General features: G+C 63.7%; 19 protein-coding genes. 13 read left to right on the top strand and 6 right to left on the bottom strand.

The features are described 5' to 3' along the window. Positions 1-130: 130 nt before the first annotated feature. Both ACK4FK_RS14750 and ACK4FK_RS14745 read left to right on the top strand, forming a co-directional pair. Entirely contained in the window at positions 131-1,378 is a 1,248-nt protein-coding gene (locus ACK4FK_RS14750; RefSeq protein ID WP_409745816.1) for an MFS transporter, read from the top strand. A gap of 7 nt (positions 1,379-1,385) precedes the next feature. Continuing rightward, a complete protein-coding gene (locus ACK4FK_RS14745; protein ID WP_409745814.1) occupies positions 1,386-1,757 on the top strand; it encodes a hypothetical protein in 372 nt (123 codons plus the stop codon). Here the strand turns inward: ACK4FK_RS14745 and bioB are convergent. Then, complete coding sequence (bioB, locus tag ACK4FK_RS14740) at positions 1,737-2,774, bottom strand: biotin synthase BioB (protein WP_409745812.1); 1,038 nt, start codon at positions 2,772-2,774, stop codon at positions 1,737-1,739. The genes ACK4FK_RS14745 and bioB overlap by 21 nt on opposite strands. A 109-nt stretch (positions 2,775-2,883) precedes the next feature. On the opposite strand from bioB, the gene ACK4FK_RS14735 reads away from it, so the two are divergent. Beyond that, complete coding sequence (locus ACK4FK_RS14735; protein WP_409745810.1) at positions 2,884-3,543, top strand: response regulator; 660 nt, start codon at positions 2,884-2,886, stop codon at positions 3,541-3,543. A 13-nt stretch (positions 3,544-3,556) separates the two neighbouring features. Here ACK4FK_RS14735 and ACK4FK_RS14730 read toward each other — a convergent pair whose 3' ends face one another. Next, entirely contained in the window at positions 3,557-7,381 is a 3,825-nt protein-coding gene (locus ACK4FK_RS14730; protein WP_409745808.1) for a NahK/ErcS family hybrid sensor histidine kinase/response regulator, read from the bottom strand. A gap of 103 nt (positions 7,382-7,484) precedes the next feature. On the opposite strand from ACK4FK_RS14730, the gene mtgA reads away from it, so the two are divergent. The 3 genes from mtgA (at position 7,485) to ACK4FK_RS14715 (ending at position 11,608) form a co-directional block, all read left to right on the top strand. Continuing rightward, complete coding sequence (gene mtgA, locus ACK4FK_RS14725; protein ID WP_409745806.1) at positions 7,485-8,159, top strand: monofunctional biosynthetic peptidoglycan transglycosylase; 675 nt, start codon at positions 7,485-7,487, stop codon at positions 8,157-8,159. An 88-nt stretch (positions 8,160-8,247) separates the two neighbouring features. Then, positions 8,248-9,765 (top strand): malonate--CoA ligase, encoded by a 1,518-nt coding sequence (locus tag ACK4FK_RS14720; protein WP_409745804.1) that lies wholly within the window; start codon positions 8,248-8,250, stop codon positions 9,763-9,765. Between the two features lie 109 nt (positions 9,766-9,874). After that, positions 9,875-11,608 (top strand): diguanylate cyclase, encoded by a 1,734-nt coding sequence (locus ACK4FK_RS14715; protein WP_409745802.1) that lies wholly within the window; start codon positions 9,875-9,877, stop codon positions 11,606-11,608. A 1-nt stretch (position 11,609) separates the two neighbouring features. Here ACK4FK_RS14715 and ACK4FK_RS14710 read toward each other — a convergent pair whose 3' ends face one another. The 3 genes from ACK4FK_RS14710 to pcaH are packed head-to-tail and all read right to left on the bottom strand — an operon-like array spanning position 11,610 to position 13,670. Then, positions 11,610-12,260 carry a class I SAM-dependent methyltransferase gene (locus tag ACK4FK_RS14710; protein ID WP_409745800.1) on the bottom strand — a complete coding sequence of 217 codons (651 nt, stop codon included), beginning with the start codon at positions 12,258-12,260 and terminating at the stop codon, positions 11,610-11,612. A gap of 50 nt (positions 12,261-12,310) precedes the next feature. Further along, on the bottom strand, positions 12,311-12,940 hold the full coding sequence (gene pcaG, locus ACK4FK_RS14705) for a protocatechuate 3,4-dioxygenase subunit alpha (RefSeq protein WP_409745798.1): 630 nt from the start codon (positions 12,938-12,940) through the stop codon (positions 12,311-12,313). A gap of 4 nt (positions 12,941-12,944) precedes the next feature. After that, the gene (pcaH, locus tag ACK4FK_RS14700; protein WP_409745796.1) at positions 12,945-13,670 is read right to left on the bottom strand and encodes a protocatechuate 3,4-dioxygenase subunit beta; all 726 of its coding nucleotides are present in this window, start codon (positions 13,668-13,670) and stop codon (positions 12,945-12,947) included. 108 nt (positions 13,671-13,778) lie between these two features. On the opposite strand from pcaH, the gene ACK4FK_RS14695 reads away from it, so the two are divergent. The 7 genes from ACK4FK_RS14695 (at position 13,779) to ACK4FK_RS14665 (ending at position 19,211) form a co-directional block, all read left to right on the top strand. Beyond that, the gene (locus tag ACK4FK_RS14695; protein WP_409745794.1) at positions 13,779-14,714 is read left to right on the top strand and encodes a LysR family transcriptional regulator; all 936 of its coding nucleotides are present in this window, start codon (positions 13,779-13,781) and stop codon (positions 14,712-14,714) included. Positions 14,715-14,716: 2 nt separating this feature from the next. After that, positions 14,717-15,127 (top strand): hypothetical protein, encoded by a 411-nt coding sequence (locus ACK4FK_RS14690; protein ID WP_409745792.1) that lies wholly within the window; start codon positions 14,717-14,719, stop codon positions 15,125-15,127. A gap of 218 nt (positions 15,128-15,345) precedes the next feature. Beyond that, positions 15,346-16,578, top strand: a complete 1,233-nt coding sequence (locus ACK4FK_RS14685; protein ID WP_409745790.1) for a tyrosine-type recombinase/integrase — start codon at positions 15,346-15,348, stop codon at positions 16,576-16,578. Positions 16,579-16,585: 7 nt separating this feature from the next. After that, on the top strand, positions 16,586-17,194 hold the full coding sequence (locus tag ACK4FK_RS14680; protein ID WP_409745789.1) for a hypothetical protein: 609 nt from the start codon (positions 16,586-16,588) through the stop codon (positions 17,192-17,194). Positions 17,195-17,297: 103 nt separating this feature from the next. Further along, entirely contained in the window at positions 17,298-17,573 is a 276-nt protein-coding gene (locus tag ACK4FK_RS14675) for a helix-turn-helix domain-containing protein (RefSeq protein WP_409745787.1), read from the top strand. Between the two features lies 1 nt (position 17,574). Further along, complete coding sequence (locus tag ACK4FK_RS14670; protein ID WP_409745785.1) at positions 17,575-18,195, top strand: hypothetical protein; 621 nt, start codon at positions 17,575-17,577, stop codon at positions 18,193-18,195. After that, on the top strand, positions 18,192-19,211 hold the full coding sequence (locus tag ACK4FK_RS14665) for a hypothetical protein (protein WP_409745783.1): 1,020 nt from the start codon (positions 18,192-18,194) through the stop codon (positions 19,209-19,211). The genes ACK4FK_RS14670 and ACK4FK_RS14665 overlap by 4 nt, the downstream gene beginning before the upstream one ends. A gap of 428 nt (positions 19,212-19,639) precedes the next feature. Here the strand turns inward: ACK4FK_RS14665 and ACK4FK_RS14660 are convergent, their stop codons facing one another. Beyond that, entirely contained in the window at positions 19,640-19,957 is a 318-nt protein-coding gene (locus ACK4FK_RS14660) for a hypothetical protein (RefSeq protein WP_409745781.1), read from the bottom strand. Positions 19,958-20,150: the final 193 nt, after the last annotated feature.

Here is a 20,150-nt window from a genome sequence, read left to right as displayed (position 1 = left end):
GCGCCGGCCCGCGCCGCGCCGCCCGCAACAGCCCCGAATTGCACGGTGCCAATTTAAGACTTGCCGCTTTGGCTCCGCTTCCCTAATTGCAGGGCGTATAAACGAACGACCGTTCAGGAGACGCTTCCCCATGACGACCCAGACCCAGGCCCCCCAGTCCGGGGCCCCGCTCTCCTGGCGCACTCCCCTGCTGGTCATCCTGGCCGGCTGCACCATCGCGCTGCTGAATTTCGGCGTGCGTTCGGGCTTCGGCCTGTTCCTTGAGCCGATCAGCGCCGCCAATGGCTGGGGCCGCGAGGTCTTCGCCTTCGGCATCGCCATCCAGACCGTGCTGTGGGGCTTTGGCCAGCCCTTCGCCGGCGCCCTGGCCGACCGCTACGGCTCCGCCCGCGTGCTGGTCGGCGGCGCAGTGTTCTATGCCGCCGGCGTGGCGCTCACCGCCTATGCCACCACCCCGCTGATGCTCAACGTCACGCTCGGCATGCTGATCGGCATCGGCCTGGCCGGCTCGTCGTTTACCGTGGCGCTCTCGGCCATCGCCCGCATGGTGCCGCCCGAGAAACGCTCCTGGGCTTTGGGCATCGGCACGGCGGCCGGTTCGATGGGCCAGTTTTTGATGGTGCCGCTGGGCCAGGCCTTCATCGCCGCCTTCGGCACGGCGTTTGCCCTGATCCTGCTCAGCCTGTTCGCGCTGGCCATCGCGCCGCTGGCGCTGGTGCTGGCCGGCAAGGCGCCCGAAGGCAGCGGGCCGCAGCAGTCGATGGGCGAGGCCCTGCGCGAGGCCGGCGTGCAGAAAAGCTACTGGCTGCTGATCTTTGGCTTCTTCGTCTGCGGCTTCCACGTCTCCTTCATCCAGACCCACCTGCCGGCCTATATCGTCGACCGCGGCCTCGATCCCGCCACCGGCGCCTGGGCGCTGGCGCTGGTCGGCCTGGCCAACGTGGTCGGCTCGTACACCGCCGGCGTGCTGGGCGGCAAACATTCCAAGAAATACCTGCTCAGCTTCATCTACGGCGCGCGTGCCGTGGTGATCGCCGTCTTCGTCATGCTGCCGATGACGCAGGTCAGCGTGCTGGTCTTCGCCTTCGCCATGGGCCTGCTCTGGCTCTCCACCGTGCCGCTCACCTCAGGGCTCGTGGCGCAGATCTTCGGCCCGCGCTACATGGCCACCCTGTTCGGCATCGTGTTCTTCAGCCACCAGGTCGGCGGCTTCCTCGGCGTCTGGCTCGGCGGCCGCCTGTTCGACATGACCGGCTCGTATGATCTGGTCTGGTGGATATCCATGGGCCTGGGCATCTTCGCCGCCATCGTGCACTGGCCGATCGACGAACGCCCGCTGGCGCGCCTGTCGCCCGCACCGGCGGCGGCTGCGGAGTAAGAAGCCCGTGGCCAGTACGCACCGCATCGCGCTCGCCTTCGCGGCGGCGGTGCTGCTGGTCTGGGGCCTGCTGTTCGCCGTCACGGTGCAGCGCGCCGCCCTGCCGCCGGATGCCAGCGGCCGGGTGATCGCGGTCTATCCCTTCGGCTGGGACGCGCTGGCCGTGACAGTGGCGGCGACGCAAACGGAGGCGCGGCTGGTGCGGCAGACCTGGCTGCCCAACGCGGTCGAGCTGGCCTCCGACGATCCCGGTTTTGCCGGCCGCCTGCGCGAGACCGGCGCCATCGGCGTCTACCGCGCCCAGCCCTTCACGCTGTTCACGCTGGCCGGCTGCACCGGCATGCCGCCTTCGCTGCCCTCACTCCGCCGCTTCGGCTGAACCCACTTCCACCGTGGTGTGCGGCATCGCGGTGATGCCCAGCTTGGCCAGCAGGCCCGCGTCGCGGTCCTGGCCCGGGTTCTTCGTGGTCAGCAGCTTGTCGCCCAGGAAGATCGAGTTGGCGCCGGCCAGGAAACACAGCGCCTGCAGCTCGTCGCTCATCTGCTCGCGCCCGGCCGACAGCCGCACCATCGAGGCCGGCATCACGATGCGGGCGACCGCAATGGTGCGCACGAACTCGATGCCGTCCAGCGGCGCCTGGCCGTCCAGCGGCGTGCCCCCCACCTGCACCAGCATGTTGATCGGCACGCTGTCGGGATGGGCGGGCAGGGTGGCCAGGCTGTGCAGCAGCCCGGTGCGGTCCTCGGCCTTTTCCCCTAAGCCCACGATGCCGCCGCAGCACACCTTCAGCCCGGCGGCGCGCACGTTGCCCAGGGTGTCGAGCCGGTCCTGGTAGGTGCGCGTGGTGATGATCGCGCCGTAATGCTCGGGCGAGGTGTCGAGGTTGTGGTTGTAGTAATCCAGTCCGGCCGCGCCCAGCCGCTGCGCCTGCTCGGGCGACAGCATGCCCAGCGTGGCGCAGGTTTCCAGGCCCAGGGCCTTCACTTCCGCGATAATGGCGCAGACCTTGTCGAGGTCGCGGTCCTTCGGGCTGCGCCAGGCGGCACCCATGCAGAAACGGCTGGCACCGGCCTCTTTCGCGGCGCGGGCGGCGGCCAGGGTTTCCTCCAGCCCCATCAGCTTCTCGGCCTTCACGCCGGTATCGAAGGCGGCGCTCTGCGGGCAGTAGGCGCAGTCCTCGGGGCAGCCGCCGGTCTTGATGCTCAGCAGGGTGCTCATCTGCACCTCGTTGGCCGCGAAGTGGCGGCGATGCACCTGCTGGGCCAGGAAGATCAGGTCGCTGAAGGGCAGGGCGAACAGCGCGTCGATTTCCGCACGCGACCAGTCGTGGCGTGGCTCGGCGGAAGCGCAACGTGCAGTGAGGGACGAGATATCCACAATGCCTTCGGTGGTCATGACGGGCTCCCTGGGACCAATGATGGGCCTGCACTAGCCCGGTCGTCCGGCCATGTCCAGTGCCGCCTTCGGCTTGCTGCATGCCGGGCGGTGGTTTACCCTCGCAATCATGACGGGGACAGGGAAGGCCGGCACAGAACCGGCACTCACAATCATCATCGCCGACGACCATCCGCTGGTGCGCGAGGCCCTCGGCCAGGCGCTGCGTCAAGCCATGGCCGGAGTAGAAGTGATTGGTTGTTCCGACCTCGGCGAGGCGATTGTCGCGCTGGAGGCGCGCGAGGCGGTCGATCTGCTCATCCTCGACCTCGACATGCCGGGCATGGACGGCTTCTCCGGACTCGCCACCGTGCGCGCCAGCCATCCGGCCGTGCCGGTGGCCATCGTGTCCTCCACGCGCGAGCCGGCGGTGATGCGGCGCGCCATCGAGTTTGGCGCTGCCGCCTTCGTGCCGAAATCGGCGGCCCTGGAGACCATCGCCAGCGCGCTGCAGTCGGTGCTGGATGGCGAGGTCTGGCTGCCGCCCGAGATGGAAGAAGGCGGCGCGCCCGACATGCCCGACGATTTTGCCCGCCGCGTCGCCGAGCTAACGCCGCAGCAGCTCCGCGTCCTAACCCTGCTCAGCAAGGGCAAGCTGAACAAGCAGATCGCCCATGAGCTTTCGGTCGGCGAGGCCACCGTGAAGGCCCATGTCACCGCGATCCTCAAGAAGCTTGGTGTGCGCAGCCGCACCCAGGCCGTGATCGCAGCCCGGCATTTCTCGATCTGACGTCTGGATTGCCTTAGTCGTCGCCCGCGGCCGCCAGCGGCCCGGCGGGCCGCCGCCGCTGGGTGATCAGGGCGCGCAGGGCCGCCGGCTTGACCGGCTTGTGCAGCACGTCGACCTGGATCGCGGCGGCGCGCTGGCGCATGTCCTGGCTGCGGTCCGCGGTGATCAGGATCGCCGGCAGTTGCTGTCCCCAGTCGCGGCGCAGCATGGTGATGGCGTCCAGTCCGTCGGGCGAAGCCTCATCCAGATGCAGGTCGGCCAGGATCACGTCGGGGCTGCGGCCGGCAGCGGCCACCGCACGGCGGGCTTCCTCGATGCTCGGCACGGCGGCAACGGTGCAGGACCAGCCTTCCAGCAGCGTGGTCATCGCCTCGCGCACGGCGATCTCGTTGTCGATGCACAGCACGAAACTGCCTGACAGCGAACCGGCCACCGGCGTCGGGGCGGCCTGAGGCTGGGCGGGCTGGGCCGGCTCGACGGCGGCACGCGGCACGGTGATGCTGAAGATCGAACCGTGGCCCAGGCTGGAATGCAGGTCGATCGGGCTGTTCAGCATCCTGGCGATGCGCTCGACGATCGCCAGTCCCAGGCCCAGGCCGCGCTCGGCGTCGCCGCCGGTACGGTCCAGGCGGGCGAATTCCTGGAAAATCACCTGGCGCTTGTCTTGCGGGATGCCGGGGCCGTTGTCGCAGACCGCGATGCGGATGCTGTCGCCCTGCCGGCGGCAGCCGATCAGGACACGGCGATCTTCCCGTTCGTTGCTGGCGTAGCGGATCGCGTTGGCGACGAAATTCTGCAGCACGCGGCGCAGCAGCGCGGGGTCGGTGCTGATCGTGGCGCTGGTCGGCACCACCTTCAGCGTCACATGCCGCCGCGCCGCCAGCGGTGCGAAGGCCGAGGCGATGGAATCGAGTAGCGGACCGAGCGCCACCGGCCGCACCTCGACCGAGACCGCACCGGCATCGAGCTTGGAAATATCGAGCAGGGCATCCAGCAGGGCCTCCACCGCGCCCAGGCCATGGTCGATCTTGGTAACCAGCAGGTTGTCGGGCTCGCGCTCGGCCAGGGCGGCGGTGAACAGCCGCGCGGCATGCAGCGGCTGCAGCAGGTCGTGGCTGGCCGCCGCCAGGAAGCGCGTCTTGCCGAGATTCGCCGCCTCGGCCTGGGCGCGCGAGGCCTCCAGTTCCTGCACGGCAAGCTGCAGTTCCGCGGTGCGTTCGGCGACCCGGCGCTCCAGGCCTTCATAGGCGGCGCGCAGGGCGGCGTCGGCGCGCCGGCGTTCGGTCACGTCCTGGTACAGCAGGAAGAAGCCCAGCACCGTGCCCTGCTCGTCGATATGCGGAATGTAGGTGCCGTGCGCCACCTCGATCTTGGCGTCGTTGGTGGGGAATTCGGTTTCGAAGCTCTGGCGCTGGCCGGCCAGCGCGGCATCGATATGCGGCTTCAGGCGCTGATAGCGTTCGGCAGGCAGCATCTCGCTCACCCGGCGGCCATCGATCTGGTCCTGCGGCAGATGCAGGGCGCGGCGGAACGGCATGTTGGTGAAACGATAGCGTTCGTTGCGGTCCACATAGGCGATCAGCACCGGCACGTTGTCGGTGTAGATGCGGATGGCGCGCTCGGAGTCGCGCAGCGCCTCGGCGGCCCGCACGCGCTCGCTGATGTCGGTGCAGGTGGCGACGAAGCCGCCATCGGGCATCGGGTCGACGCGGATTTCGATCACCCGGCCACTGGGCTGGCGCTGCTCGTGGATGCGTGAACCGCGGGCGCCGGATGCCAGCATGCCGGCCAGTTCGGTGGAATCGCCCACCAGGGTTGCCAGCGGCATGCCGTTTTCGGCCAGGTTGGCGGGCAGGCCCAGCAGGTCGAAGAAACGGTCGTTCCAGGCGGCCAGCCGCTGGCGGTTGTCGAACACGCCGATGCCCTGGCTGATATGGTCCAGCGTGGTGCGCAGCAGGTCGAGATTGTGGCGGATCGCCTCCGAGGCCTCGCCCAGCATGGCGCGCGCGGCCCGTGGGCTCAGCAGGTTCTTGCCCTGGGCGGAGGCCATCACAATGCGGGCCGAGGCCGCGCCGATGGCGCCGCCCAGCAGATGTTCGGTGAAGGCCATGGCTTCGGCGGCGTTCATGCGGCGGCCGGCAAAGGCCCGCTCGGCGCGCTCCTCGCCGATGAAGCGCGCGGCCAGTGCGCGCAGTTCGTCGATGCGCGGATCGTGGTCGGCCTCGGCGAATGCCGCGGCCGGCAGGCCCTCGCCGCCGGAAACGAAGATGGCGGCCTGTTCCAGGTCACGGCTGCGCGGCCGTACCAGCAGCGACACGGCCACCAGCAGAATCACATTCACTGCGACGCTGGAGACGAAGCCCTGGAGAATGACGTCATAAGCGCTGAACGGGCGCGGCAGCCACTCGGTCAGCGGCGCCACCATCGGCTGTCCCGTCGCCGCGCCCTTGATCGAGGGCAGCAGCAGCGTATAGATCCACATGGCAAAGCCCGCCACCAGGCCGGCGATCACGCCATGGCGATGCGCCCGCCGCCAGTACAGGCCGATCAGCAGTGGCGGCGCGAAATTGGCCACCGCGCAGAACGAGATCATGCCGATGGAGGCCAGCGGCAGATAACCCGCGATCCAGGTATGGTAGATGTAGGCCGCGATCAGGATCACGATCACGGCGGCGCGGCGCACGTTCAGGACGATCTGGCCGACCTCGCCCGAACCACCGGCGCGTGAGCGCAGCAGGAAGGGCGTGACCAGTTCGTTCGACACCATGATCGACAGCGCCATGCAGGCGACGATCACCATCGAGGTGGCGGCCGACAGGCCGCCGATGAAGGCGAAGACCGAAAGGGCGAGCTGGTCCGCCATCATCGGCAGGGTCAGCACGAAAAAGTCAGGATTGGCGCCCTTGTCCGCCAGCAGCAGGCCGGCTGCGGCGATCGGCACGACGAACAGGTTGATGGCGACCAGATAGAGCGGAAACAGCCAGCGCGCCGCCTTCAGGCTGTTGGGGTCGCTGCCTTCGACCACGGCGACATGGAACTGGCGCGGCAGGCACAGGAAGGCGAAGCCCGAGAGGATCGTCATGGCGATCCAGTTGCTGCCCAGGCCCTGGCTGAGCTGCGCGGTCAGGCGCGGATCGGCCTGCACCCTGGCCAGCAGGTCGCTGCCAGAATCGAACAGGCCATAGAAAACGAAGATGCCGACGGCCAGGAAAGCGGCCAGCTTGACCAGGGACTCGAAGGCGATCGCCAGCATCATGCCGCGATGCTGCTCGGTCGCCTGCACATGGCGCACGCCGAACAGGATGGTGAACAGGCCCATGATGCCGGCCACGAACATCGCGGTGTCGCGCCAAGGCGGCGGCAGGCTGGCATTGAGCAGGTGGGCCATGTCGGAACCCACCATCACCTCGAAGGTGACGCTGACCGCCTGCATCTGCAGCGAGATGTAGGGCAGCACGCCGATCACGGCGATCAGGGTGACCAGCACGGCCACGGCGCGGCTCTTGCCGTAGCGCGAGCCGATGAAATCGGCGATCGAGGTCACGTTCTGCCGCTTGGCGATCTTGATCATCTTGGCCATCGCCGGGTAGCCCAGCGTGATGGCCAGGATCGGGCCCACATAGATCAGGATGAAATCGGGGCCCGAGACCGAGGCGCGGCCGACCGAGCCATAGAAGGTCCAGGAGGTGCAGTAGATCGCCAGCGACAGGGCATAGATGGTGGCGCCGGTGCGGCCCGTATACCAGCGTGCATTCAGCCTGTCGCCCAGATGGGCGATCGCGAACAGCAGGCCAAGATAGCCCAGCGACAGAATCAGTATGGCGCTGCCTTGCAGCATGAAGCGATTTTCTCCCCGCTGCGCCAGTAAATCCCTCCGGCCCGCCCCTGTCCACCGGCATGAAAAGGTGGACAGGGCGGATTTCACGGGTTTTTCTGCCCCGATGCGTGTGGTTTTCCGCCTGTTGAAAATCTGTGCTGCCCTGCTCCTGGCCTTCTGGGGCGGCGGGCTGCTGCTGTTCCGTTTCGTCGATCCGCCGGCCACGCCGCTGATGGTGATCCGCAGCATCGAGCGCGGCGACTGGGTCAGGTATCGCCCCGTCGGCCTTGGCGAGATCGCCACCGCCCTGCCGCGGGCCGTGATCGCTTCCGAGGACGGCCGCTTCTGCCGGCACCACGGGATCGATTTCGGCGCGGTGCAGGAGGCTCTGGAGGATTACGAGGAAACCGGCCGCCTGCGCGGCGCCAGCACCATCACCATGCAGGTGGCGCGCAACCTGTTCCTGTGGCCGGGCGGCGGTTTTGTCCGCAAGGCCATCGAGGCGCCGCTGGCCCTGGCGCTGGATGCGGCATGGCCGAAACGCCGCATCATGGAGGTCTATCTCAACATCGCGGAGATGGGCCCGGGCCTGTTCGGTGCCGCCGCTGCGGCCGAGGTCCATTTCGGCCGCCCGGCCGCCCGGCTGAGCGAAGTGCAGGCCGCCCGGCTGGCCGCCATCCTGCCGGCCCCGACCCGCTGGAGCGCCGCCACGCCCAGTGCCTATATCGAGCGGCGTGCGGCAACGATCTCGGCGCGGGCGGCGCGGCTGGGCCCGGCGCAGCTCGATTGTCTGGATTAATTTCGCGGCAACGGAAGCCTTGCGCCGGCTAGCGGGCGGGCGATTATTACCAGCGTATAAAAACACCGACCGGAAGCAGCGTTCCATCATGTCCGACAATCTCTACAGCCTGATCCGCGCCCGCATCGCCGAGCCGGCCAAGACCTTCATCGAGACCGGCGACGGACGTCGCTTCAGCTATGCCGACACGTTCGATCTGGCAGGACGTTTCGCCAATGCATTGGTGGCGCTGGGCGTTCAGCCGGGCGACCGCGTAGCCGTGCAGGTCGACAAGTCGGCAGAGGCGCTGATTCTGTATCTGGGCGTGGTAGCGGCAGGCGCGGTCTATCTGCCGCTCAACATCGGCTACACCTTGGCCGAGCTGGAATACTTCATCGGCGATGCCGAACCGCGCGTGGTGGTCTGCCGCCCGTCAGTGGCCGCAGAACTGGCGCCGCTGGCCAGCCGGCTGGGCGTGGCGCATTGCGAGACGCTGGGCATGAAGGGCGATGGCAGCCTGATGGACAAGGCCATGGCGGCATCTCCCGTCTTCACACCGGTGCCGCGCGGAGCCAACGACCTGGCGGCGATCCTCTATACCTCGGGCACCACCGGCCGCTCCAAGGGCGCCATGCTCAGTCACCGTAACCTGTATTCCAACGCCGCGACCCTGGTGGAATACTGGCGCTTCACGGCCGATGACGTGCTGCTGCATGCCCTGCCGATTTTCCATACGCACGGCCTGTTCGTGGCCAGCAACGTGATCCTGCTGGCTGGCGCCTCGATGATCTTCCTGTCGAAATTCGATCCCGACGAGATGATCCGGCACTTGCCGCGTGCCACCAGCATGATGGGCGTGCCAACTTTCTATGTGCGCCTGCTGCAGCATCCCGCGCTGACGAAGGAGCTGGTGAAGCACGTGCGCCTCTTCGTCTCGGGCTCCGCTCCGCTGCTGGCGGATACGCACAAGGAATGGGAGGCCCGCACCGGCCACCGCATTCTCGAGCGTTACGGCATGACCGAGACCAACATGAACACCTCGAATCCCTATGACGGCGACCGTGTCGCCGGCACTGTGGGATTCCCGCTGCCCGGCGTGGAACTGCGCATCACCGATCCCGAAACCGGCAGGCCACTGGCCCAGGGCGAGATCGGCATGATCGAGGTGAAGGGGCCGAACGTGTTCCAGGGCTACTGGCGCATGCCGGAGAAGACCGCCGCCGAATTCCGCGCCGACGGTTTCTTCATCACCGGCGATCTCGGCAAGATCGATTCGCTTGGCTATGTGCATATCGTCGGCCGCGGCAAGGATCTGGTGATTTCGGGCGGCTACAACGTCTACCCGAAGGAAGTGGAAACCGAGATCGATGCGCTGCCCGGCGTGATCGAGTCCGCCGTGATCGGCGTCAGCCACCCCGATTTCGGCGAAGGCGTCACCGCCGTGGTGGTGACCGGCAAGGATTGCCGGCTGGATGAGGCGGCGGTGCTGAAGGCGCTGGACAGCCGGCTGGCCAAGTTCAAGCTGCCCAAGCGGGTGTTTTTCGTCGACGACCTGCCGCGCAATACGATGGGCAAGGTGCAGAAGAACCTGCTGCGCGAGCAGTACAAGGATATCTATGCCCGCTGAAGCCGACACATGCAGAAAACGTATTGCGCCATGTCGCTGTTCACCTGCAAGATGATGCAGCGGCCCTAGCCGGCAATCCGGCCGGCGGCGGACCGCTGGGTGAGGGTCGATGCGGCTGCCCGCATTTTTCAACACCGTATCCCTGCAGACGCAGATCGCCGTCGGGGCCGGTGCGTTATGCGCCATCCTGGTATTGTGCGCCTCGCTGGGCGCCGCCTGGGTCGGCCGCGACCAGGCCTCCCGCCTGATCGGCGCGGATCTGGCGGAACGCTCGGTCGAGCTGGCCGACGCGCTCGATCGCGACATGTTCGAACGCTACCGCGAAATCGGCATCCTGGCCGGGCTCGAGCCGCTGCGGAATGTGTGGCAGGCCGATCCCGCTCTGCTGCGCGGCACACTCGAGCGCCTGCAGAACAGCTATGCCGAATATGCCTGGATCGGCTTTGCCGACAAGCAGGGTCGCGTGCATGCAGCCACGCGCGGCATGCTCGAAGGCCTGTCCGTGGCCCAGCGGCCATGGTTTTCAGGGGCCCTGCAGCAGCCCTTCATCGGCGATGTGCATGAAGCCGTTCTGCTTGCCAAGCTGCTCGGCCCGCGCAAGGACAGCGAACCCTTCCGCTTTGTCGATGTCGCGCATCCAGTACGCGATGCCTCGGGGCAGGTGATCGGCGTGCTGGGCGCGCATCTGAGCTGGGACTGGGCGTCGCAGGTGCGTGAGTCGACCCTCAGAGGCGACAAGTACCTGACACAGGCGCGGATCAGTATTCTGGACTCGCAGGGCCGTGTTTTGCTCGGCGACAGGATCGGCGAGGCCATGCTCACGCCGGCCGTCGCCAGCAGCCTGGCGGCGCGCGGGCATGGGTATGACATCGCGCTGAGCGGAAACGACAAGCGCTGGCTGACCGGCTTCGCGGTTAGCCGTGGTTATCGCGACTATCCCGGCCTGGGCTGGATCGTCATCACCCAGCAGCCGGTCGATGTCGCCTTCAGGCCGGTGCAGGAGCTCGTGGTGTCGATCCTGGGCGTGGGCGTCGCCTTCAGCTTGCTGGGTGCGCTGATCGCCTGGTGGCTGACCGGCTATCTGATGCGGCCGATCCGCGTAATCACAGCCGAAGCCGAACGCATCGGCCGCGATGCCCAGGCGCAGACCCTGCCGCGCGTCGGCGGCGCCCTCGAGGTGCAGCAGCTTTCAAAGGCCCTGCGGTCCCTGTTGCGCCGCGTTGGCCTTGCCGAACAGCGGCTGGAGGCCGCCGAGCGCGACATGGAAAACCAGGCCGCCGCGAACCGCGAGAAGGCCGAGGATATCGAACGGTTGCGCTTTCTGGCCAATACCGATCCGCTGACCGGCCTGCTGAACCGCCGGGCCTTCCTCGAGGCGGCCGAACGGCAGTTGGCCTATGGCCGGCGCTACAGCCGCGGGCTGGCACTGGTGGTGGCCGATATCGATCACTTCAAGGCCGTAAACGACCGTCATGGCCATGCGGCCGGCGACATGGCGATCCGCGAGGTGGCCGCGCGCCTGCAGCAGGCTGCGCGCGATACCGATCTGGTGGCACGCTTCGGCGGCGAGGAATTCGTCGTGCTGCTGATGGAAAGCGATGTCGCCGCCGCCCTTACCTATGCCGAGCGGGTGCGCGGCATGATCATGGCCAGCCGGATTTCCATCGGCGACGGGCAGGATATCGGCCTGACCATCAGCCTGGGCTGTACGGCGCTGACGGCGGAAGACCGCGACGTGCAGGACGCCATCGACCGTGCCGATGGTGCGCTCTACAGCGCGAAGGCGGCCGGCCGGAACCGTGTGCGCGTCTCGCTTGCCGAGCAGGCTTCCGCCACCGGCTGAATCAGACGGCGGGCCGGCGCAGCAGCGCGACGTCCGCACCGGCAAATTCCAGCAGCAGGCCATGTCGCGCCGCGATGAAGCGGAAGGTCGCCTCGGAATAGAAGCAGACATGGGTGGGGTCGCGGATGTAGTGCCATTGCGCGAAGGCTTCGCGGTCGCGTACCCGCTTGGTCATCACGCCGAGCCAGCCACCGGGTCGGAGCAGGACCAGTAGCCGGCTGATCTCGGCGCCGGGCTCGGCCAGATGCTCAAAGACCTCGCTGCTGACGATGAAATCGTATTGTTGCGCCAGCGCCGCCGCATCGGGCGCGAAGAGCGGATCGTAGCCGCGCATGGCAAAGCCGGCCGCGATGAACATCGCCATCAGGGCCGGCGCGGGGCCGCAGCCGAAATCCAGCCCGCAGGCGCCGGTCGGCAGGCGCTGGATCATCGGTTCGCACAGCCGCGCCAGGAAACGGCGGTAGCCGGCGTCATCCAGCGCATTCCGGTGCGTGGCATAGAAGGCTTCCGCCGCCGCCGGTTCCAGCTGCTGCTGCGGCGGCACAAAAACAAGGTCGCAATCCGGGCATTGCAGATAGTCGCGCCGCGCGTCGCGGTGATAGGGCTGCGGATTGCCGCCGCAGAGCGGGCAGGGAGGCGGAAGCGTGGGCATGGCCGGCGGCAGGTTGCCCGCCGCCGGCCGGCCAGTCAAATGGCGCCGGCTCAGATGTCGAAGAACACCGTTTCGTTGTCGCCCTGCAGGACGATGTCGAAGCTGTAGGCGGTCTTGCCATCCTTCTTCTCGCCGCGCCGGGCGATCAGGGTCTGGCGCCGCTGCTTCAGTTCGATCAGGTTCAGCACCGGATCGGCGGCATTGGCTGCTTCCTCGTCGGAGAAATACATCCGCGTGTTGAGGCCGATATTGATGCCGCGTGCCACGATCCAGACATTGATGTGCGGTGCCATCATCCGGCCGTGGCGGCCCGGGACGGGGCCGGGCTTGACCGTCTCGAAGCGGTAGATGCCGGTGTCGAAATCGGCACCGGTGCGGCCCCAGCCGCGGAAATCGGGCTCCAGCGCCTTGGCCTGGGTATCGGCCGGGTGGTTGTAGCGGCCGGCCGCGTTCGCCTGCCAGATCTCGAGCAGCACGTCGTTCAGCGTGGCGCCGGTGCCGTCCAGCACGCGGCCCTCGATCACGATATGCTCGCCCTTGGTCTGTGGTCCGGCCAGTACGTTGCTGAAATTATGCGTGAAGATGTCGAAGCCGGCCTGATGCGGCGCCAGGCCGATATGCACATAGGGACCGGCGGTCTGCGAGGCGGTTTCCGGCAGGTAGGTGAGGGGCTGCGGCATGGCTTCAGTTCCCGTCCAGCTTGTTTTCGAACATGGTGGAACGCCGGCCGCGCAGCACGATGTCGAAGCGGTAGGCCAGCGTGTCGAGCGGGATCGATGCATTCATGTCGAGCGGCGCGACCAGCCGTTCCAGGGCATCCCTGTCGGGCACGTTCTGCAGGATCGGGCAGGTGCGGATCAGGGGATCGCCCTCGAAATACATCTGGGTGATCAGGCGTTGGGCAAAACCCGAGCCGAAGACCGAATAATGGATATGCGCCGGCCGCCAGGAATTCACGTAGTTGCGCCACGGATAGGGGCCGGGCTTGACGGTGCGATAGAAGTAATAGCCGTCCTCGTCGGTCAGCGTGCGGCCGCAGCCGCCGAAATTCGGATCGATCGGCGCGAGATAGGTGTCTTTCTTGTGGCGATAGCGACCGCCGGCATTGGCCTGCCAGAATTCCACCAGCGTGCGCGGCACCGGGCGGCCGTTTTCATCCAGCACGCGGCCATGCACGATGATGCGCTCGCCGATCGGGTCGCCGGTCTGGGCGTAGTTGCGGATCAGGTCGTTATCCAGCGGCCCAATCTCGTTATGGCCAAACACCGGACCGGTCACCTCGGACAGCGAATTCTGCAGCGACAGCAGGGCGTGCCTGGGCGAGCGGGTGACGCTGGTCTTGTAGGTCGGGGTATAGGCCGGCGGATGCAGGCGGCGGTCGCGCTGGAAGAATTCCCCTTTGGTATCCATGTCTTGCTCCCTAGATGCACGCCGGGCGGCCGGGGCGGCCCTCCATGCGCATGGAGCAGTGTCGACTCCTCTATTCAAAAGATAAATTGATTAATTATAATATATCACATGAACAGATTCGATCATTTGGCCCTCGATGGCCATGGCCTGCAGCTCTTCCTGGCGGTGCTGGAAGAAGGGTCGGTCACGGCCGCCGCCACGCGCCTGGGCCTGACCCAGTCGGCGGTCAGCCACGGCCTGCAGAAGCTGCGCGAGATCGCCCATGATCCGCTTTTCGTCAAATCCGGCCGCGGCATCATTGCCACCGCCCATGCCCGCGCGCTGGCCGAGCCGGCGCGGCAGTTGCTCGACCGCATGCAGGCCTTCGCCCGCGGCGCCGCCTTCGACCCCGCCACCGCCGATCTCGACCTCACCATCGCCGCCAACGATTTCCAGCGCGACCTGCTGCTGCCCACCCTGCTGCGGCAACTGCAGGCCGCGGCGCGCAGCGTGCGCCTGCGCGCCATCCCCTCGCAGCTTCCCAGCGCCGAGATGCTGCGCGAAAGCCGTTGCGACCTGCTGATCTCGCCCGTACCGCCCAGCGGCACCGACGTGCTGCAGAAGCGGCTCTTGAGCGACCGCTACGTCTGCTATTTCGATGCCGCCATGCGGCAGGCGCCGCGCAGCGCGGAAGACTATCTGCAGGCGCGGCATGTCACGGTGGTCTACAGCGACAACGAACGGCTGCAGTTCGATAAGCGCCTGGAGGCGGCGGGCCATCGCCGCGTGGTGGCCGTGTCGGTGCCGAATTTCTCCGGCGTGCCGGCCTTCCTGCGCGGCAGCACGATGTTGGCCAGCATGCCCAGCCTGCTGCGCGAGGGCCTGATGCGCGATTTCGCGCAAGCCGCCATCCCGCTGCCCGAGGTGGCGCGGCAGGGCATCGGCGACCTGCCGATGTACATGGCCTGGCATCGTCGCGCGCAGGACGATCCCGCCCATATCTGGCTGCGGGCGCAGGTGGAACGCGCGGCGGCAAGCGCGGTGGCGAGCCTGAAAGAGGAATAAGCATGGCATTCGCGATCAAGGCCGGCATTGGCGATCCGGGGGCGGAAACATTCAGGTTCGTTGCCCAGAAGACGATGTATGGCGGCAAGCGCATCGCGGCAGGCGACGCGGTTTTCGTATTTGCCAGCGATCACGAGGGTGGCCGCGGACTGATCGCGCGCGGCATGGTCGTATCGGCGAAGCCGGTGGCAAAAAAGCCCGGCCTCGCCCGGCAGACCCCGCGGGTGAGCCTGACGGTTAGGATCGTCGCCCGCGCAAAACGGCCGCTGGGGCGGAACCAGCTCAAGGGTTATGCCGACTGGGACGATGGCCGGCCGGAGACCGAACTCAATTTCAAGTTCTATCGCCAGGCCACGAACAAGATCATCGGCCTCTCGGACGATGCGGCGAGATTTCTGGACAGATTTTTCTGATCAGCCAGGTTGGTGCTTCAGGCCCGCGTTCTGATCTGCACATGAAATAGTGGCGGAGAGGGTGTCTAAACATACGCAATCTAAGGTGGTCTACCGGCGTCTATGTTTGAATAAATTATCATTATAAAACAGGTATTTATTAAAAAATCAGTCTAGACACGTCTCGCGCTGACCATCACAATGCCTGCATCCTATACTAGTAAATTTGTAGGTGAGGGATGCGGCGGACGTTCAATCGCCTAACAGCGTTGCAAGTGGCTCGTCTCAAAGAGCCCGGCATGTACCCTGATGGGGGTGGGCTTTATCTCCAGATCGCGAAGGGAGGGAGCAAATCGTGGATCTACCGCTACATGCTTCGCGGTCGCACTCATGCAATGGGACTTGGGCCGTGCCATCTCATTACGTTGGCTGAAGCGCGGGACAAGGCTTACGAATATCGGCGTCAGAAGTTCGAGGGCATCGATCCTCTCGAAAAGAAGCGTGATACACGCAAGCAAGAAACTCTAGCTGCTGCAGCCGTCGTCGACTTTAAGCATTGCGCTGAGCTGTATATTGAAAGCCACGCCCTAGGTTGGCGAAACGCCAAACATGCTGAACAATGGCGCAGCACCCTTACAACCTATGCTTACCCAGTTTTTGGGAATGCCTCGGTTCAGTCGATAGATACTGCGGCCGTTATGCGCGTACTGGATCCGATCTGGCGAACAAAGACCGAGACGGCATCACGTGTGCGCGGGCGTATTGAAGCCATCCTGGATTGGGCCTCTGCACGAGGTTACCGTACTGGAGACAATCCCGCTCGATGGCGTGGGCATATCGAGAATCTCCTGCCGAAGCGGTCAAGGGTTGCCAAAGTGGTGCATCATGCAGCTTTGGATTATCAGGCAATGCCCGAGTTCATGGCGCAATTACGCAAGCAGGTCGGCATCACGCCTCGAGCACTGGAATTCCTGATTCTGACTGCCGTCAGAACTGGCGAGGCAATTGCGGCTCGCTGGTCTGAAATAGATTGGGAACTGAAGGCTTGGACAATTCCAGCGGATCGCATGAAGGCAGGGCGAGAACACCGTGTGCCATTGGACACTAGATGCATGGCTATTCTGGCGGAACTCAAGCAAGAGCAGAAAGCACTCGGCCTTGATGAGTTTCCATACATCTTCCGTGGATATAGGAAGGGGCAGCACATCTCGAACATGACGATGCTGCAGATGCTGGGGCGGATGGGACACCCAAAATTGACCGTTCATGGCTTCCGGTCGACATTTCGTGACTGGGCTTCTGAGAGTACGCAGCATTCCCGTGAAGTGGCAGAAATGGCCTTGGCCCACACCATTTCAGACAAGGTGGAGGCGGCATATCGCCGTGGCGATCTGTTCCTGAAGCGGCGTGAGCTGATGGAGGATTGGAGCGAGTACTGCCGGTCGGTGAAACTCAGAATCCTTGCTGCATAGGTGGAAAATGCCGAAAGAGAAGCGTGATAAAAAAGTACCCAAAGGATCAAAGAACACCATACGTTCAACAATCTGGGATCAGCCTAATCAAATTTCGCCTGATAAGTTAAAGCGGATCGCTGAGGATGTAGGCTTCGCATTTTCCAAGCCCATTGGAGATGAATTATCCGCGATATACGGTCGCTACAAAGGGCGCCGAACCCGTTCAGAGAAAGCGGATGTAATTGTCCCTAATTTAAATGAGCAGATTGCATTTCTTCATCGGGCAATCACTACAGCGGAGGACGCTGCCAAGGCGATCTTGGTGAACGGATATGTTGGGATAATCCGTAAAGAGGAATTTTTAGAGAAATTGTCCGACTTGAGTGCCATCACTCAAAGAATGCGCAGCCGCATAAAGCCTGAAGAAGTGAGAACGGGCGATAAACCAGACCTTTTGACTGATTCTCTGGTCGGTGAGCTGGCAGGGATATGGAAGTCTCATGGGCTTCCATTTGACAGGTCAACCAAGGGCGGAAGTTTTATTGCGTTTGTCAGGGTTTTTTGTGGCGTTCTAGAGTTGGATGTGTCTTGGACGGCCATCGATACCGCTGTGCGTAAGCTCCTTCCAGATTAATTTGTGCAAAGTTTTGCCAAAATACGCCTGAAACTTTGCACAGGGTTTAGTCGCGTCTCTCCAAAAAATCGGCTTGTCTTTGGCCGACCTTTGGAGTGCGCCTATGACTACTTCTCAAGACAAGAAGCTACTGACGATACCAGAGTTCGGTGAGCGATACGGTCGCTCCCGCGCCAAGGTTTATCTGATGCTGCGCGATGGCGAACTGACCGCTGTGAAGTGCGGTCGTTCCACCTTCATTCATATGGAAGAGGCAGAGCGTTGGCTGCAGAGCCTTCCGAAGTATCAGTCGAAGGCGGGGCGCCCGAAGGTCGAAAAATCCGACACCTCAACGGGTGAGCCAGCACCTTTCGTGACCGGCCAGGCTGAGGAGGACTGAGATGTCGTCCCAGGTGCTGGCGGTTGTATCGCAGGCCGAGCGAGAGAAAGCCCGAGACTTCGCGCGCTCAGTGAATGAACTGCTGACTATCAGCGATGACATTGCCGGTCTTGCCGAGAGCATTGGCAAAAAGGCAAAGAGCCTCAGTGAGATTAAGGACGAGGTCCTGGAGGCGGCCTATGCCGTTTTCCTAAGATCCTGCGCTGACCCTGAATTTGAAGAACGGCTATGGCGCTACGCCAAGGAGACTGGAGTACCTGCGCGCAAGGATACGCCCGGCGGAACCGTTGTAGCGAAGATATTCTTCACACAGAACAAATCTTCGGCACGTGACCACAGCCTCCTCTTGCGAGCAGCATGTTGGGCGGAAGTGAAGCCGGGCACACTCTCCAGCGGATTGCGTACTCGTGCGCTGGTGGCCTCCCACCTCATCCGGGAGTTCAGGAGCGCAGTCGGACAACAGTCACCCGACAGCACTATGCGGCCGCCCAGGCTAAAGTGGGACAGGGCGATCCTGGGGAAGCTCTCGGAGAACCAGGACGCTGGAGACGTGCTGCAGGTTACAGCCGTCCGCGAGGGCACTGCCTTTGTCGTTCAAGAAGCCATCGTGACGAAGCAATGAAGTTGCGTCCTGCTGCAGATTTGGATGCGTCTTTCGAGGACGCTTATCGCGACGGGAAAATTGGACTCCAGTTCGGCACCGGCGTAAACCCCGAGCTGGCTGCGAAGGTGCCAAATCCGCACCTTAAGAGGTATATTGCGGAGGGCTTGTTTTCGCAGTGCCACCGCCGGGAATACGTCAACCGGCGGATCGATGAGTTCAACAGCATTTGTCAGGTACTTGCCAGATCGGGGCATAACCCTGCTCTTCTGCAGAAGCTTTTAAATTGCAACAAGAAGCGGCCGTCTAATCTGACGCTATCGCCATACTGTCGGCAGATGCGCGTTGGACACGATGTACGGTGCATGACTAGCAGCTTCGCGCATGTATCGGATGAGGATATCAAGTTCTTCACCGGGATTGTGGCGGTCCTGTATGGAACGCCAGACGAGGTCGAGAAGCAGGCCAGGGCGATCATGGAGTTGACTCGCCGGAAATTACGGAATCACCACGCCGACCGCGCCAAAAGATGGGATTGGTATCGTGAAATTGTGATCCACGGGTATTTTGAAATCGAACTATACCGTTACCGTCGGTCTCACAAAAAGGCTGCTGAAGCCGGGCTCGATGTCGAAACGCGGCAGAAAATGCGAAAACGTCGCCGGAAATACAAGCTGCTGCGGAAACTGGGACTCGACCCAAAGCGAGATGAAGATTTTTATCTGCTGCACTGGCATGCCCTCGCCTATATCCCTGATCTAGAGCGATACAAGAAAGGGCTGAAGAAGAAGGGCATGTTCCCGCACAAGCACCAGATCAAATTCTCCCCTCGTCACCAGGACCAAGAGCGGGCAGATCGGTTTCGCATCTTGGCGGCCTACAGAGTTAAGGCCGCTCCGAGGAGTGGTCGCCTGTTCGGTAAACGCCGCCTACCAATCTTGCCGACAGAACCGCTTTTGAACTACGTCGATCTCTATGGCAAATTAAATTACAAAATGTTGAGTTTTAATTTCGGAACCGCGGCCAGTTTGGACTAGCCCACGCGGCCGCTTCGAGCATCTTGGCGATCCTGTTTCGCGCACCGCTGAAACTGGCCCATTCGGCTATCTACAATACCCACGATTAATAATGGGGAGGGGGGATATCTATAGAGTCTAGAGTCTACTGTGTAGATATATAGAATGTGTAGACTACTGTTGCTGCCCTGTATGGGAAAGTGGCTCGTTGACGCTCCAAACTGCCTCCTGGATGCTTCTACAGGGCCAAAGTTCAACATCACTGCAAAACAACACAATCACTATTCTTGGCCGAGCGACGCCACCATCATTTTTCTTGGCGCGGCTCTGCCATCATGATTATCGGCGCCAGCACTATTCATGGCGCCATAATTATTCTTGGCGCCGCGATCAAGCGCGGCTCTGTTGGCGAAACCCGAATTGTCTGGCGGCAAGATGCCGGATGACTTTTATCGAACTGGCAGCAGCGAGACCACGCGATACCGCTGATATGACGGCTGGCGCGGATCAAGAATCCTTTGACGCTCAGCATCCCAAACCACCCAATGCCAGCCATTCCGCCGCGGATTGACCTTCACGATGGCGCTGGTCGCCAAGTCCGCTAGCGACCGGTTGCCAAGAGGGCTGAGACGGTCGGCCAGCGCGATGCCAAGGCGCTTCAGGCCGCGTCTGAGATCGGCGGCATGAGTGTTGTGACGTTGTGGCGGCTCAGGCCCGAAGATGGCCTCACAGGCCGTCCAGTAGCCGACCCCGGCGATCATTGCCACGCAGGCGACCCCGCAGCCATAAGTTGTTAATTGGCGTCTCAGTCTCATTGTCTCTGTCATGCTCGTATAAAGGGAAAATTCGCGAATTTTGCCAAGTTTTCACGAATCGGCTGTACGGCCAATTATACCATAAAATACTGATAAATAATTGATATTGACGTTTTGGCCGAATTTCTATATACTACTTATAGTA

The sequence above is a fragment of the Ferrovibrio sp. genome, assembly GCF_046297895.1.
Taxonomy (GTDB): Bacteria; Pseudomonadota; Alphaproteobacteria; order Ferrovibrionales; family Ferrovibrionaceae; genus Ferrovibrio.
Note: the sequence above shows the minus strand (reverse complement) of the source record. Positions and strands in the feature narration are given on the sequence as shown.